Origin of the sequence: Streptomyces sp. NBC_00654 (genome assembly GCF_026341775.1) — a bacterium.
Taxonomy (GTDB): Bacteria; Actinomycetota; Actinomycetes; order Streptomycetales; family Streptomycetaceae; genus Streptomyces.
Genome location: NZ_JAPEOB010000001.1, coordinates 2878054 through 2892813 on the forward strand (window position 1 = coordinate 2878054; position 14760 = coordinate 2892813).

The 14760-nt window shown below is 72.5% G+C and carries 14 protein-coding genes; 9 read left to right on the forward strand and 5 right to left on the reverse strand.

Going from position 1 to position 14760, the window contains the following annotated elements; all coding sequences use genetic code 11:
- The first annotated feature begins 19 nt into the window (after positions 1 to 19).
- The 9 genes from OHA98_RS12315 (at position 20) to OHA98_RS12355 (ending at position 10617) form a co-directional block, all read left to right on the forward strand.
- Complete coding sequence (locus OHA98_RS12315) at positions 20 to 1159, forward strand: XdhC/CoxI family protein (RefSeq protein WP_266925156.1); 1140 nt, start codon at positions 20 to 22, stop codon at positions 1157 to 1159.
- Between the two features lie 194 nt (positions 1160 to 1353).
- Positions 1354 to 5106 (forward strand): S8 family serine peptidase, encoded by a 3753-nt coding sequence (locus tag OHA98_RS12320; protein WP_266925158.1) that lies wholly within the window; start codon positions 1354 to 1356, stop codon positions 5104 to 5106.
- A 264-nt stretch (positions 5107 to 5370) separates the two neighbouring features.
- The gene (locus tag OHA98_RS12325) at positions 5371 to 5673 is read left to right on the forward strand and encodes an urease subunit gamma (protein WP_266925160.1); all 303 of its coding nucleotides are present in this window, start codon (positions 5371 to 5373) and stop codon (positions 5671 to 5673) included.
- Positions 5670 to 5990 (forward strand): urease subunit beta, encoded by a 321-nt coding sequence (gene ureB, locus OHA98_RS12330; RefSeq protein WP_266925162.1) that lies wholly within the window; start codon positions 5670 to 5672, stop codon positions 5988 to 5990. Before OHA98_RS12325 ends, ureB begins: the two co-directional genes overlap by 4 nt.
- 1 nt (position 5991) lies before the next feature.
- Complete coding sequence (locus OHA98_RS12335; protein ID WP_266925164.1) at positions 5992 to 7695, forward strand: urease subunit alpha; 1704 nt, start codon at positions 5992 to 5994, stop codon at positions 7693 to 7695.
- Positions 7695 to 8360 carry an urease accessory protein UreF gene (locus tag OHA98_RS12340; protein WP_266925166.1) on the forward strand — a complete coding sequence of 222 codons (666 nt, stop codon included), beginning with the start codon at positions 7695 to 7697 and terminating at the stop codon, positions 8358 to 8360. Before OHA98_RS12335 ends, OHA98_RS12340 begins: the two co-directional genes overlap by 1 nt.
- A gap of 94 nt (positions 8361 to 8454) precedes the next feature.
- Positions 8455 to 9129, forward strand: coding sequence for an urease accessory protein UreG (gene ureG, locus OHA98_RS12345; RefSeq protein ID WP_266927886.1), 675 nt, complete (start codon positions 8455 to 8457; stop codon positions 9127 to 9129).
- Positions 9126 to 9920 carry an urease accessory protein UreD gene (locus OHA98_RS12350; protein ID WP_266925168.1) on the forward strand — a complete coding sequence of 265 codons (795 nt, stop codon included), beginning with the start codon at positions 9126 to 9128 and terminating at the stop codon, positions 9918 to 9920. Before ureG ends, OHA98_RS12350 begins: the two co-directional genes overlap by 4 nt.
- A 34-nt stretch (positions 9921 to 9954) precedes the next feature.
- Positions 9955 to 10617: a hypothetical protein gene (locus tag OHA98_RS12355; RefSeq protein WP_266925170.1), complete on the forward strand. Its 663-nt coding sequence runs from the start codon at positions 9955 to 9957 to the stop codon at positions 10615 to 10617.
- Here the strand turns inward: OHA98_RS12355 and OHA98_RS12360 are convergent.
- The 5 genes from OHA98_RS12360 to OHA98_RS12380 form a co-directional block, all read right to left on the reverse strand.
- Entirely contained in the window at positions 10614 to 11939 is a 1326-nt protein-coding gene (locus tag OHA98_RS12360; RefSeq protein ID WP_266925171.1) for an MFS transporter, read from the reverse strand. The genes OHA98_RS12355 and OHA98_RS12360 overlap by 4 nt on opposite strands.
- Positions 11940 to 12208: 269 nt before the next feature.
- Positions 12209 to 12388, reverse strand: a complete 180-nt coding sequence (locus tag OHA98_RS12365; RefSeq protein WP_266925172.1) for a hypothetical protein — start codon at positions 12386 to 12388, stop codon at positions 12209 to 12211.
- A gap of 200 nt (positions 12389 to 12588) precedes the next feature.
- Positions 12589 to 13728: a zinc-binding dehydrogenase gene (locus tag OHA98_RS12370; protein ID WP_266925173.1), complete on the reverse strand. Its 1140-nt coding sequence runs from the start codon at positions 13726 to 13728 to the stop codon at positions 12589 to 12591.
- Positions 13725 to 14027, reverse strand: a complete 303-nt coding sequence (locus tag OHA98_RS12375; protein WP_266925175.1) for a putative quinol monooxygenase — start codon at positions 14025 to 14027, stop codon at positions 13725 to 13727. The genes OHA98_RS12370 and OHA98_RS12375 overlap by 4 nt, the downstream gene beginning before the upstream one ends.
- A gap of 5 nt (positions 14028 to 14032) precedes the next feature.
- Complete coding sequence (locus tag OHA98_RS12380) at positions 14033 to 14692, reverse strand: glycerol-3-phosphate responsive antiterminator (protein ID WP_266925177.1); 660 nt, start codon at positions 14690 to 14692, stop codon at positions 14033 to 14035.
- Positions 14693 to 14760: the final 68 nt, after the last annotated feature.

The following is a 14760-nucleotide window of genomic DNA, read 5'->3' on the forward strand; positions in this document are numbered from 1 at the left end:
TCGCCCAAGGAGACACGCCATGCTGGACATCGCCGAAGAGCTGCACCGGTGGGTCGGGCGGGGACGCGAGTTCGCCGTCGCCACCGTGGTGGCGGTCGGCGGCAGCGCGCCCCGGCAGCCGGGAGCCGCCCTCGCCGTCGACCGCGACGGCACGGCCGTCGGATCGGTCTCCGGGGGATGTGTGGAGGGGGCGGTGTACGAGCTGTGTCAACAGGCCCTCGACGACGGCAGAACCGTCCGGGAGCAGTTCGGCTACAGCGACGAGGATGCCTTCGCGGTCGGTCTGACCTGCGGCGGCATCATCGACATCCTGGTCACACCGGTGCGGGTGGACGATCCCGCCCGCCCGGTGTTCGCCGCCGCGCTGGCGGCCGCCGCTCAGGGGGCGGCGGCCGCTGTCGCCCGCGTCACCGACGGCCCCGCCGGACTTCTCGGCCGCCCGCTCCTCGTGCGCCCCGACGGGACGTACGAGGGCGGGCTCGGCGGTCACCCGGCGCTGGACCGTACGGCAGCCGCCGAGGCCCGCGCCATGCTCGACGCGGGCCGCACCGGGCCGCTCACCATCGGCGCGGAGGGCTCGCGCTGCGGCCGGCCCGTCCAACTGCTCGTCGAGTCGAGCGTTCCGCCTCCCCGCATGATCGTGTTCGGGGCCATCGACTTCGCCGCCGCACTCGTGCGGGCCGGCTCCTTCCTCGGCTACCGGGTCACCGTGTGCGACGCCCGGCCGGTGTTCGCGACCCGGGCGCGCTTCCCGGAGGCCGACGAGATCGTCGTCGACTGGCCGCACCGCTATCTCGCCGCCACCGAGGTGGACGCGCGAACCGTGCTCTGTGTCCTCACCCATGACGCCAAGTTCGACGTACCGCTGCTGGAGGCGGCACTCAAGCTGCCGGTCGCCTACGTCGGCGCGATGGGCTCGCGCCGCACCCACCTGGAGCGCAACGAACGCCTCCGTGAGGCCGGGGTCACCGAGCCCCAGCTGGCCCGGCTGCGCTCACCGATCGGCCTCGACCTCGGTGCCCGTACGCCGGAGGAGACGGCGCTGTCGATCGCCGCCGAGATCGTCGCCGTACGGCGCGGCGGCAGCGGTGTCCCGCTCACCGGCGCCCACACCCCGATCCATCACGAGGAGGGCTCCCCGCTCGTCCCGGTGGTCTGAAAGAGACCATCACGGCCCGGCCCGGCCCCGGAGCAGGGCCGGAGCCGGGCCCGGGAAGTGCGGGACGAGTCCCCGGATACGGCCTGAAATCGCGTCCCGCGGTGCTGTCCGCCGACGGGCGGATTACCGCCACGGCGCATTCCTGCCAGCCCGGAACCCGTTCGTGGCCGCGCATTTACCGGTAGATCAGCCGCATGACATTTTCTCCCTCCTCCGCTCCCGGCAGGGCGAGACCCGCTCGCACGGGACGCAGAGCTCTGCTCATAGCGACCTCCGTCGCACTCGTGAGCGGCGCCGTGCTTCCCGTCGCGGGTTCGGCCGCCGCCGCCCCCCAGCCACGCTCCGCCGAAGGCCGCCACGAGGCCCGGGTCGAGAGCCACGACATCACCCTGCTCACCGGGGACGTCGTGCACTTCGTGGACGGTCCCGGCAACCAGGACACGGTCACCGTGGACCGCCCCGAGGGTGCGACGGGCGGTGTCCACGTCCAGCAGGCGGGCGAGGACCTGTACGTCCTGCCCGACGAGGCCACCGCGCTGCTCGCGGCCGGAAAGCTGGACCGGCGGCTGTTCAACGTCTCGGCCCTGGTGAAGATGGGGTACGACGACAGCTCCACCGGCGGCATCCCGCTGATCGCCACCTACCCGGCGAGCAGGGCCACGTCACTGCCCGCGGCCCCGCGCGGGGCGAAGAAGGTCCGCACGCTCGAATCCATCCACGGCGCCGCGCTGAAGGCAGACAAGGACGAGGCCCGCTCCTTCTGGAGCGACATCGTCCGCACGGAGAAGGCCCGTTCGCTGGACAACGGCATCGCCGGGCTGTGGCTCGACGGCCGCTCGGAGGCGCTGCTCAAGGAGTCGGTGCCGCAGGTCAACGCCCCGCAGGCATGGGCCGCCGGATTCGACGGCAAGGGCACCAAGGTCGCGGTCCTGGACACCGGCATCGACGCCGACCACCCCGACGTCAAGGACCGGATCGCCGGCTCCCGGAGCTTCGTGCCCGGTGAGGAGGTCGACGACAAGAACGGCCACGGCACGCATGTCGCGTCCACCATCGCCGGTTCGGGTGCCGCTTCCGAGGGCGCCAACAAGGGCGTCGCGCCGTCCGCGGACCTCCTCGTCGGCAAGGTTCTCAGCGACGAGGGATCCGGTGCGGACTCGGGGATCATCGAAGCCATGGAGTGGGCGAAGGCGGAGGGCGCCGATGTCGTCTCCATGAGTCTCGGCTCGCCGGTGCCGGACGATGGGTCCGACCCGATGTCGCAGGCCGTGAACGCCCTGTCGGCCGACGGCGGTCCGCTGTTCGTGATCGCCGCGGGCAACGCCTACGGCGCGGGCACCATCGGCTCACCCGGCTCGGCCGAGAAGGCCCTCACCATCGCGGCCGTCGACAAGCGGGACGGCCGCGCGGACTTCTCCTCCATGGGCCCGCTCGTCAGGTCCCACGGGCTCAAGCCCGACCTGTCCGCCCCCGGCGTCGACATCAACGCGGCGGCCTCGCAGTCGGTCCCCGGCATCGAGGGCATGTACCAGTCGATGTCGGGTACGTCGATGGCCACCCCGCATGTCGCGGGCGCCGCGGCGATCCTGAAGCAGCGTCACCCGGACTGGTCCGGCCAGCGCATCAAGGACGCGCTGATGAGCTCGTCCAAGGCGCTGCCCGGCTACACCCCGTACGAGCAGGGCACCGGGCGGCTGGACGTGAAGGCGGCGATCGACACGACGGTCGAGGCCACCGGCTCCGTCGCGGTCGCCTCGTACGACTGGCCGCACAGCCCGGCCGATCCGGTCTCCGAGCGGACCATCACCTACCGCAACACGGGGGACAAGGACGTCACGCTCAGCCTGGCCACCGACACGGACTCCGGCGCGTACACCCTGTCCACCTCCACGCTGACCGTCCCGGCGGGCTCCACCGCCCAGGCCGTGCTGTCGCTGGACCCGTCCGAGGCCGCCAACAACACCCAGTTCTCCGGCCAGGTCCTCGCCAAGGACGTGGCGGGCACCGTCGTCGCGCACACCGGCTTCGCGCTCCACAAGGAGCAGGAGCTGTACGACCTGACCCTGGAGCTCCGCGACCGCGCGGGCAAGCCGATGGACGGACAGGTCGTCTTCGCCGCGCTCGGCGACCCGCAGCTGAATGTCGTCAATGTCTCGGGTGACACGACACTGCGGCTGCCGCCGGGCAATTACACCGCCTGGACCGCCGCCGAGATCGACGGCGACCGGGCGGACTCGAAGGGCGTCGCGTTCCTCGCGGCCCCGGAGACGATCCTGAACAAGGCGACCACCGTCACCCTGGACGCCTCCAAGGCCCGCAAGGTGGGCGTGCGCACGCCCAAGGAGACCGAGACCCGCCAACTGCGGTATGACATGGCACGCACCGCCCCGGACGGCACGGTCCAGCGCGACGCGTACCAGATCCCGCTGACGTACGACCAGCTGTGGGCGAGCCCGACCGAGAAGGTCACCGAGGGCGGCTTCAGCTTCCTGACCCGCTGGCGCCAGGGCGAGGAGCTGATCGACCTCACGGCCGACGGCCATGACGTCCCGGCCTTCGTGCAGGGCGGCTCGGTCGTCGCCGAGGACAGTGAGCAGAAGCTGACCGGTGTCTTCGCCGGCAACGGCGCCGCGGCCGACTACAAGGGCCTGAACGCCAAGGGCAAGGCCGTCGTGGTCAACCGCAGCGGGTCGGTCACCCCAGCGGAGCGGCTGGCGGCCGCCCTCGCCGCGGGTGCCAAGGCGCTCTTCGTCGTCAACGACGACCGCGGGGTCGCGATGGAGTCATACGCCCCCTACGGCGAGCAGACCACCATCCCGGTCGCCTCGGTGCAGAAGACCGCGGGCGAGACCCTGGTCAAGGCGGCGCAGCGCGGCAAGAAGCTCTCCGTCGACCAGAAGAAGTTCGCCGACTACGTCTACGACCTGGTCGACCGGCACGACGGCGCGATCCCGGACCGCTCGCTGGCCTTCGCCCCGTCGGCCCGGCAGCTGGCGAAGGTGGAGAACACCTTCTACGGCCACAAGGCCGCGCTCGGCGCCGGATACCGCTACGACATCCCGGACTACGGGCCCGGCGTCGGCTTCGAGGAGTACGAGAGCTTCCCGGGCACCCGCACCGAGTGGGTCACCCCGCTTCCGGGCGACTCCTTCTGGTACGAGAACCACTCGGTGCTCAACGCCGAGGCCTCCGACCGGGCGCACGAGATGCGCAGCGCGGAGCTGGACTACAAGGCGGGCAGGACCTACCGCGACGAGTGGTTCGCCCCGGTGACCGGCCCCCGTCTCGGCACCGGCTACTGGGGGCCGTTCCGTACCGCCCGCAACGACATCCAGTTCAACATCACGCCGTGGACCGACTCGGGCGAGGGGCACTCCGGCTCGATGGAGAACGAGTACGACACCACCTCGTACGGCTTCTACCAGGGCGACAAGCTGATCAGGAAGGGCGCGGGCCGGGCCGGATACGCCGGGGACCTGTCGGCGGAGAAGCTGCCGTACCGCCTGGTGATCGACTCCGTCCGGGACGCCGGGACCTGGAAGACCTCGACGCGTACGCACACCGAGTGGAACTTCGTCTCGGGTGCCCTGGACGAGAACGGGCCGCAGCAGGCGGACATCCCGCTGCTTCAGCTGGACTACGACGTGGACACCGACCTGGCCGGTGACGTCAAGGCCGGCAAGTGGACCGAGGTCGGTCTGGAGGCCGGTACCCAGGCGTGGCTGGACGGCGCCGTGAAGGCGACCAGGGCCTCGTTGTCGGTCAGCTACGACGAGGGCGCGTCCTGGAGCGCGGCGGAGCTGCGCAAGGGCTCGTCGGGCGAGTGGACCGCGAAGTTCAGGACGCCGAAGAAGGGTGCCGCCTCGGTTTCCCTCAAGGTGCACGCGGAGGGCCCCGGTGGCCTGGCCGTCGACCAGGAGATCATCAGGGCCTTCGGCCTCAAGTGACCTGCCGAGAGAACCAAGTGACCTGCTGAGAGACCCATTTGAGGTGGTTCCGCAGCCCCGGCGGGGGCTGCGGAACCACCTCTCTTTACGTTCTCTTGAAGCTTGAAATTTGTCTACTTTGCCCGTATATGGCGGGCGATAACCCCAGAAAGGGACTTTTTGCGGTGTGGAGCGAGTTGCCACGGAGCCACTCGGAGGCTTATAAGAGGAACGTGGTCACGGCGATTCCGGGAATTCCGGGGACTGCCGCCATGGAGGTTTCCCATGTTTCTCACTCCGTCCGACACGGAGAAATTGCTGCTGAGCGTCGCCGGAATGGTGGCCCGGGACCGGCGTGAGCGCGGTGTCCGTCTCAACTACCCCGAGGCCGTCGCCCTGCTCGCCTGCTGGGCCATGGAGCGAGCCCGCGAAGGCGCTCCCGTCCACGACCTCATGACCGCGGGCCGCACCGTCCTGACCCGCGCTGACGTGCTCGAAGGTGTCCCCGAGATGCTGCACGACGTCCAGGTCGAGGCGACCTTCCCCGACGGGCGCAAGCTCGTCACGATCACCTCGCCGATTCCGTGATCCCCGGCGAGATCCGGACCGGATCCGGCGTACTGAAAATCAATGACACGCTTACCCAATTGCAGCTCACCGTAGTGAATGACGGCGACCGGCCCATTCAGGTCGGCTCGCACCTGCATTTCTCCGACGCGAATCCCGCGCTTTCCTTCGACCGTGTTCTCGCCGAGGGATTCCGCCTCGACATCCCGTCGGGCACATCGCTGCGCTTCGAACCCGGCGTCGGCGCCGACATCACGCTCGTCGAGCTCGGCGGCCGCCGCAGGGTGCCCGGCATCGTGGTGCCCGGCACCCGCACCACAGAGACGGAGGCCGTGTGACATGGCACAGATGACCCGCGCCGCCTACGCGGCGCTCTACGGACCCACCACCGGCGACCGCGTCCGCCTCGCCGACACCGATCTGTGGATCGAGGTGGAGGAGGACCGCTGCTTCGGCGGCGACGAGGCCGTGTTCGGCGGCGGCAAGTCCATCCGCGAGTCGATGGCCCAGGCCACCACGTCACGCGCCGACGGCGCCCTCGACCTCGTCATCACCAATGTCGTCGTCCTCGACCACTGGGGCATCGTCAAGACCGACATCGGCATCCGGGACGGCCGGATCGTCGCCCTGGGCCGTTCCGGCAACCCCGACATGAGCGACGGCGTCCACCCCGACCTGGTCATCGGCCCCGGCACCGATGTCGTCTCCGGCGAGGGCCGCATCCTGACGGCCGGGGCCGTCGACACCCACGTCCACTTCCTGATGCCGGAGACCCTCCACGAGGCGCTCGCCACCGGCACCACCACCGTGATCGGCGGCGGCACCGGGGCCACCGAGGCGTCCAAGGCCACCACCGTCACCCCCGGTGCCTGGAACCTCGCGATGATGCACCGGTCCCTGGACAGCGTCCCGCTCAACATCATGCTGTTCGGCAAGGGCTCCACCGTCGGCGAGGAAGCCCTGCGCGAGGCGGCGCTCGGCGGCGCCGGAGGCTACAAGGTCCACGAGGACTGGGGCGCCACCCCCGCCGCGATCGACGCCGCGCTGAAGGCCGCCGACGCCTACGGCCTCCAGGTCGCGCTGCACGCCGACAGCCTCAACGAGGCCGGCTACGTGGAGGGGACCCTCGACGCGATCGCCGGACGCGGCATCCACGTCTTCCACGCCGAAGGCGCGGGCGGCGGCCACGCACCCGACATCATCACCGTCGCCTCGCACCCCCATGTGCTGCCCGCGTCCACCAACCCCACGCTCCCGCACACCGTCAACACCGTCGCCGAACACCTCGACATGCTGATGGTCTGTCACCACCTCAACCCGCGCGTACCCGAGGACCTGGCCTTCGCCGAGTCCCGCATCCGCGCCACCACCATCGCCGCCGAGGACGTCCTGCACGACATCGGCGCCCTCTCCATCACCTCCTCCGACGCCCAGGCCATGGGCCGGATCGGTGAGGTCGTCTGCCGCACCTGGCAGGTCGCCCATGTGATGAAGCGGCGCTTCGGCGACCGGGGCTCCGAACTCCCCGCCGACAACGAGCGGGCCCGCCGCTATGTCGCCAAGTACACGATCTGCCCCGCCGTGGCCCATGGCATCGACCATGTCGTCGGCTCCGTCGAACCCGGCAAGCTGGCCGACCTCGTGCTCTGGGACCCCGCCTTCTTCGGCATCCGCCCGGCAGCGGTGATCAAGGGCGGCATGGTGGTGTACGCCCCGCTCGGCGATGCCAACGCGGCCATCCCCACCACCCAGCCGGTGCTGCTCCGCCCCACCGCGGCGGCCGGTGCCGCCCCCCATCTGTCCGTCAGCTTCGTCGCGCCCGCCGCGCTGGAGGACGGACTCGCCGAACGCCTCGGCCTGCGACGGGAACTCGTCGCCGTACGGCCCACCCGCCACCTCACCAAGGCGGACCTGCCGAACAACACCGCGCTCCCGGCGATCGACGTGGACCCCGAGACCTTCGCCATCCGTATCGACGGGGAACTCGTCGAGCCCGCCCCCGCCGCCGAACTGCCGCTGGCCCAGCGGTACAGCATGTTCTGATGGGGGTGCTCGCCCCGCTCCTGCTGGCCGACGGGCGCCTCCCGGTCGGCGCGTACACCTACAGCGCGGGCCTCGAACCGGCCGTCGCGGCGGGACTCACCCGCGACCGTATCCCCGCACTCCTGCGGGCCCGGCTGCACACCACCGCCGTCACCGAAGCGGCCGCCGCCGTCCTCGCCCTGCGCGCCGCGGGACAGGACCCGGTGGACTACGGCCCCGTACAGCACGCCCTCGCGGCCCGGACCCCGGCCGCCCCGCTGCGCGAGGCCTCCGCCACGCTCGGCCGGGGCGTGCACCGCCTGGCCCGCCGCCTCGCCCCGGACCACCCGGCGGTCAACGCCCTGGCCGCGCTCCACCCGCGCCCGCTGCGGCCCGTCACGCTCGGCGCGCTCGCCGCCGTCGTCGGGGCGACCGAGGCCGAACTGGCCCACGCGGTCGTCTACGACGAACTCCAGACCATCACCTCCGCCGCGCTCAAACTGCTGCCCGGCGACCCGCTCGACTCGGTGGCCTGGATCCTCGCCGCCGAGCCGGACGCCGCAGCGGCGGTGACCGCGGCCCTCGCCGTACGGACCCCGGGCGAACTGCCCGCCCGCACGGCCCTGCTCACCGAACAGTGGGCACTCGAACACGAACGACGCGAACGGAGACTCTTCCTTGCCTGACAACCATGCCCACGCCCACTCCCACGCCCACGCGCCGACCCACGCCCCCACCGGCAGCCCCGACGACCGCGCCAACCCCCACTTCCACGAGCCCCTGAACCAGCCCCGGGCCCTGCGGCTCGGCGTCGCGGGCCCGGTCGGCACCGGAAAGAGCTCGATCCTGGCCACCCTCTGCCGCGAGCTCGCCGGGGAACTGGCCATGGCCGTCGTCACCAACGACATCTACACCGACGAGGACGCCCGCTTCCTCCGCTCGGCGGGGGTCCTGCCCACCGAACGCATCCGCGCCGTCGAGACCGGAGCGTGCCCGCACACCGCCATCCGCGACGACGTCAGCGCCAACCTCGACGCCGTCGAGGACCTGGAGGAGGCGTACGGGCCGCTCGACCTGGTCCTCGTCGAGAGCGGCGGCGACAACCTGACCGCCACCTTCAGCCCCGCCCTCGCCGACGCGCAGCTCTTCTGCATCGATGTCGCGGGCGGCGGCGACGTGGCACGCAAGGGCGGCCCCGGCATCACCGGCGCGGACCTCCTGATCATCAACAAGACCGACCTCGCGCCGTACGTGGAGGTCGATGTGGCGGCTATGGTCGCCGACGCCGAAGCGGCCCGCGACGGCCTCCCGGTGCTGGCACTGTCCAAGAAGGACCCGGTCTCGGTCGCCGAACTAGCGGACTGGGTACGGGCGTTGCTCGTCCGCCACCGTTCCGGCACCCATATCCCCACCGACCCGGGCCCGATGGCGCCGCACAGCCACGCGCACCCGTGAGCGAGCGGGCGGGGGGCGCCGCCGAACCGACGGTGCTCACCGTCGAGCGCGACGGGACGGGCCGCCACCTCGCCCGGGACCTGACGCCCGGCGCCTTCCTGGCCCCCCGCCCCCTCCTCCCGGACCCGGACGCCCTGCACATCGCCCTCGTCGGCACCCGGGCCGGGCTCCTCGCGGGCGACGACCTGGTCCTCCGCGTCAGGGTCGGACCGGGAGCACGGCTGCGCCTGGTCGAACCGTCCGGCCTGGTCGCGTACGACCACCGCGGCGGTACCTCGACCTGGCGGGCCCGGATCGAGATCGCGGAGGGCGGCGAACTCCACTGGGACGCGAAGCCGTTCGTGATCTCGGCCGGAGCGGACGTGGAGCGCCACATGGTGGTGGACATGGCCGCGGGTGCCCGGATGCTCTGGCGCGAGACCCTGGTCCTGGGCCGCAGCGGCGAACGCGGCGGGCGCCTGCGGGCGCGGACCCACGCCACGTACGACGGCCGGGAGCTGCTGGTCGAGGACCTGGACCTCGGGGACGCGGAGATCCGTGAACTGCCCGGCATCCTCGGCCCGAACCGTGTCATCGGCTCCGTCACCGCGCTCGGCACGGTCCCCGCGGCCCCGCCGCACCCCTACGGCACCCGCCTGGCGGGCCCCGGAGCACAGGTGCGGCTGCTGGACACGGTGGCCCCGGAGATGGAGGCCGATCTGGCGGACGTCTGGGAGACCTGGCGGACGGCACCGGCGGCCGACGCGCCGGGCCGCGGCGACCGCGGAAGCGGAACCGGGGGTGCCGCCTGAAGGACCGGCCGGGCCGGTGCGGTTGGATGGCCGTATGAGCGTTCATGACGTGGCCCGCAGGCTGCCGGACATACCCGTCCTCACCGACCTCTGCCGCTCGATGGCGATGCTTGACGCCATCCTGTGCCCGGAATGGGACTACCGGTGGCACAGCTTCGACGCGCGGTGGTCCGCGACGGAGGCGATGGCCTCGATGCGGGACGGATCGGGCAACGAGTACTCCCTCGTGATCTCGCCCGCCGGCGCCTACCTCCGCGGGTTCGACCACGAGTCACCGATGAGCCCGTACGTCGACGACGTGCCCTGGCCCGGTGTGCTCGACGACGTCCCGCCGGTCTTCCGGGCGTACATCGACGAGCCCTCGTTCACGGACGAGCACGGCATGCCGGTCGTCACCGCGTGCCTGTGGAGGCAGCGCGACGACGACCGGTGGCACGCCGGTGCCATCGACTTCCCCGAGGACGGCGAGGAGTCGGACGGCGCGGACTGGCTCTTCCAGCTCCTCGTGGCCCGGAGCCCGGAGAGCTACCAGGACTGGGCCGAGGACTACTTCGAGATGGCGGTGGACCTCGACGCGGTGCGCCATGTGTTCGCGCTGCGCCCGCTGACCGACGAGGTCGTCGCGGCACTCAGTCCCGAACGGGTGCCCGCGGAGCTGGCCGAGGACATCAAGGACATCGGCTACCCGGTCGGTTAGGCCGGCTGCTTCGGCTCGTTCGGCTCGTCCGGCTCGTTCGGCTCGTCCGGCTCCGCCGGTCCGCCGGCCGGAGTCCGGCGGACCGCCACCGCCGCACCGAGCAGCGCGGGGAGGGCCGCGACGGTGAAGCACACGGCCAGGGGCAGGCGGCCCGCCAGCAGCCCCGCCCCGGCCGTGCCCGCCGAGATCCCCGCGTTGAGCGCCGTGTTGACCCAGGCTCCGGCCTGGGTACGGCCACCGGGCGCGACGGACTCGTCGGCGAGCAGATAGGCCGTGGTGAGGACCGGGGCCACGAACAGCCCGGCCAGCGCGATCATGACCATCAGCACCGGAACGTCCGGCGAGAAGCCCGCGGCGAACAGGGCCAGCCCCAGCGCACCGGCGAACGCCCCCAGCCGCACCCGGGTGGGGACCCGCCAGGGGACGGCGCCGTTGACGAGACCGCCGACCGCGCTGCCCGCCGAGAGGGCGGCCAGCACCCATGCCACCGCCGAGCCCTGGTGGCGCTGCTCGGCGAAGGCCACCACCAGCAGATCCAGCCCTCCGACGCACAGCCCCACACCGGCCATCACCAGAACGGCGTGCCGCAGCCCGGCCGTGCGGCGCAGGAGCTGTGTCCGCCCGCCGGACCTGTCGCCGCCGGACCCGCCGGGCGCGGACGCCGGACCGGACGGGCGCTCCCCGATGCCCCGGACGGCGGGGGAGTACGCCAGCGCGAGCGAGCCGGCCAGTACGAGCCCGGCGCCGATGGCCAGACCCGCCGCGGGCCGGGCGTACTCGATCAGCAGCCCGACCAGCAGCGGCCCGGTGACGAGCAGCAGTTCCTCGGCCACGGCGTCCAGGCTGTAGGCCCGCCGCAGCAGCGCGCGATCCGGTACGAGGCCGCTCCACACGCTCCGCATGACGGGCCCGAGCGGCGGTGTGCAGACCCCCGCGGCCAGTGCCAGCGCGCCCAGCCGGATTCCCGGCGCGCCGGGCTGCCAGGTGGTCTGGGCCAGCACCGCCAGCATCGCCGCGTACGCGCCGGCCATCAACGGCAGTGAGCGGCGTGGTCCGTACCGGTCGATGAGCGCGGCGCGGACGGGGGAGAGCAGCACGCTCGCCGCTCCGAACAGGGCCATGACCACCCCCGCCACGGAGTAGGAGCCGGTGGTGTCCTTGACCGCCAGCAGCAGGGAGAGGGGTAGCAGCCCGTAGCTGAGCCGCCCCAGCAGCGCGGCGCCGAAGGTGCTCGGAGCGTGGCGCGTGCGCAGGACGGCCGCGTACGAGGGGGAGGCGGACGGGGGCGTGGAAGGGTACGGCGAAGGTGTCGGTGAAGACATGGGGACATTCCTCGAAGAGGCGGCGCCGGGCCGACGGGCTCGTGCGTGGCTGCCGTCGGGGCGCCGGAACGTGCGGGGACAGCGGAGCGACGCACCCACGCGGTGGGTGCGGTCGGCGCGTGTCCTAGGCACGGGGGAGGAACATGCCCGCCACACTACCGGACCCGGTCCGGGGCGGCGGAGGGCCCGGAAGCGGCAGGACCGGGACATGCCCGCGGGCACATCCCGGTCCCTGGCGGTGAACCGCGAGCACAGGGCTCCGCCGTTCGCTACCTCCTGCGCTCACGGCGGGACCTGGCCCGCTTCTCCATCGCCTTGCGGCGCTCGACGGTGTACTTCGACCAGTCCCCGCGATGGCGGTCGCACCGTGAGGCACCCAGCATCGCCAGCCTTCGGCACCGGGTGCCCTTCGTCGTCGGTGCCCCGCAGATGGACTGTGTACGAGCCATGCTGAACCGCCTCTGAGCGCGTCGGTGTGTGCCGGTCCCGCCCAGAATCACCCGGTGTGGGAGCCGGGCGACAGGCGCACGGCGGTCGTTCCCGCGGCAGCACGGGCGCACCCGCCTCACACTCCGGCACAACGCCCCGGCCACATCCGCGCGCTCCCGGGGGGCGCCCGGCGCCCGCCGCGGGAACCGCCCGCGCGGGCTCAACTCCCCAGCAGGCCCGATGTGTCGATCACCTGACGGATCGCCCGGCCCGAGGCCAGCTCCTCCATCGCGTCGTTGATGCCGGTCAGCGGCAGCGTGCCCGTGTGCATCAGCTCCACCGGCATCAGGCCCGCCCGCCACAGGTCCAGGAACCGCGGGATGTCCCGGCGCGGAACCGCGTCACCCATGTACGAGCCGAGCAGGGACTTGCCCTCGCCCGCGAAGGCCAGGGCCGGGACCTCCAGGACGCGGTCCGGGGCGGGCAGACCCACCGAGACGACCCTGCCGCCGCGGGCGACGGCCGCCAGGGCGTCCGCCATCACCCGCGGGCTGCCCACCGCCTCGACCGCCAACTCGGCTCCGCCGCCCGTCAGTTCGCGCACGGCAGCCATCGCCTCCTCGGGGGCGTACGCGTGGGTCGCGCCCAGCCGCAGGGCCAGCTCACGCTTCTCCGCCACCGGGTCGACCGCGACGACCGGGTACGCCCCGGCCGCACGGGCGCCCAGGACCGCGGAGAGGCCGACGCCACCGAGGCCGTACACGACGGCGGACTGACCGGGCCGCAGGGCCGCCGTGTTGATGACCGCGCCCGCGCCCGTGAGGACCGCGCAGCCGAACATCGAGGCGACGGCGAACGGCACGTCCTTCGGGATCGGGACCAGTGACTCCTGGGCCAGCACCGCGTGTTCGGAGAACGCGGACACGCCGAGCTGGTGGTGGACCGTCCGGCCCGCGGCGTCCGTCAGGAGCGAGGGACCGTGCAGCAGACCTCCCGAACCGTTCGCCGCGGCCGCCTGCGCGCACAGGGCGGGGCGGCCCGCCGCGCAGTCCGCGCAGAAACCGCAGCTCGGGACGAAGACCAGAGCCACGTGGTCGCCGGGGGAGAAGCGGCGCACACCGGGGCCGGCCTCCTGGACCACACCCACCGCCTCGTGGCCCAGCGCCATCGGCAGCGGGCGGACCCGGTCGCCGTTGACCACGGAGAGGTCGGAGTGGCACAGGGACGCGGCCGCGATACGGACCAGCACCTCCCCCTCGCGCGGCGCGCCCAGGGTCAGCTCCTCCACCTCGACCGGACGGGTCGCCGAGTAGGGGCGGGACGTCGACGTCCCGCGCAGCACCACCGCACGGGTCTTCATGCCCGCACCTGCTCACGCGGGGCGCAGCGCAGCACGTCGCGGCTCTCCAGCAGCGGGACGACCTGGCCGAGCACGATGTCCTGGAAGTGCGGGGTCGCGCAGTGCGCGGTGAAGTCGGCCTCGGTGGCGTACTCCTCGTACAGCACGATCGCGCGGGGGTCCTCGATGCCCTGGTGGACCCGGTAGGCGAGGTTGCCGGGCTCCTGGCGGGAGGCGGCGGCCATCGTGTCGAGGAGGGGCAGGACGGTGTCCTCCTCGCCGGGCTTGGTGCGGTAGCGGGCGACGATCACGTAACTCACGGGGACTACTCCTGTGGTGCGGCGGGCCTCTTGAGGGCGGACGGCGGAACCGGCGGAAGCTGGTCCCGGCGCAGATGCCAGAGGCGGGGGTCGGAGGTGGCGGCCGCGGCCGATCCGAGGGCCAGGGCGAGCGCCACGTCCGCGGGGGTTTCCACGAAGCCCGCGGCGACCGACGGGGACATCGCGCGCTGTGCCTGCGCGGTCATCCGGCCGATGATCGGGGCGGGCATGATCTCGACCAGGTCCGGCGCCCCGCGGGAGATCGCGTCCGTGGAACGGCGCAGGTTGGACCGGTCGGTGACGAACACCTTCATCATGGTCAGCAGGCCGAGCGGGCGGCCCTTCTCTATCAGGGAGAGCCGGGTGCTCACCACGCCGTGCGCGCCCATGTTCTTGATGAACTCCAGCGCGCCCCGGTCCTGCGCGAGACCGGGGCTGCTGTCCACGTTCACGAACACGGTCTTCCCCGCCCGGCCCAGCGCCGGCACGACCTGGGGCAGCTGCCCCACCGCGAACGACGCGAGGATGCACACCTTCGCCGGTGCGGTCAGGAACTGCCGCAGCGGCTGGGTGCCGACGACCGACGCGATCACCGGCACCTCGGCGAAGGCCGAGGCGAGCCGGGGATCGAGCGGGGCGCTGAACCGGGACGGGGAAGGGGTCATGGCAAGGGCCTGCCTGGGAAGGGGTCGGACCGGCCGGCTCATGGGGCCGGCCGGTCCTCGCGGCTGCT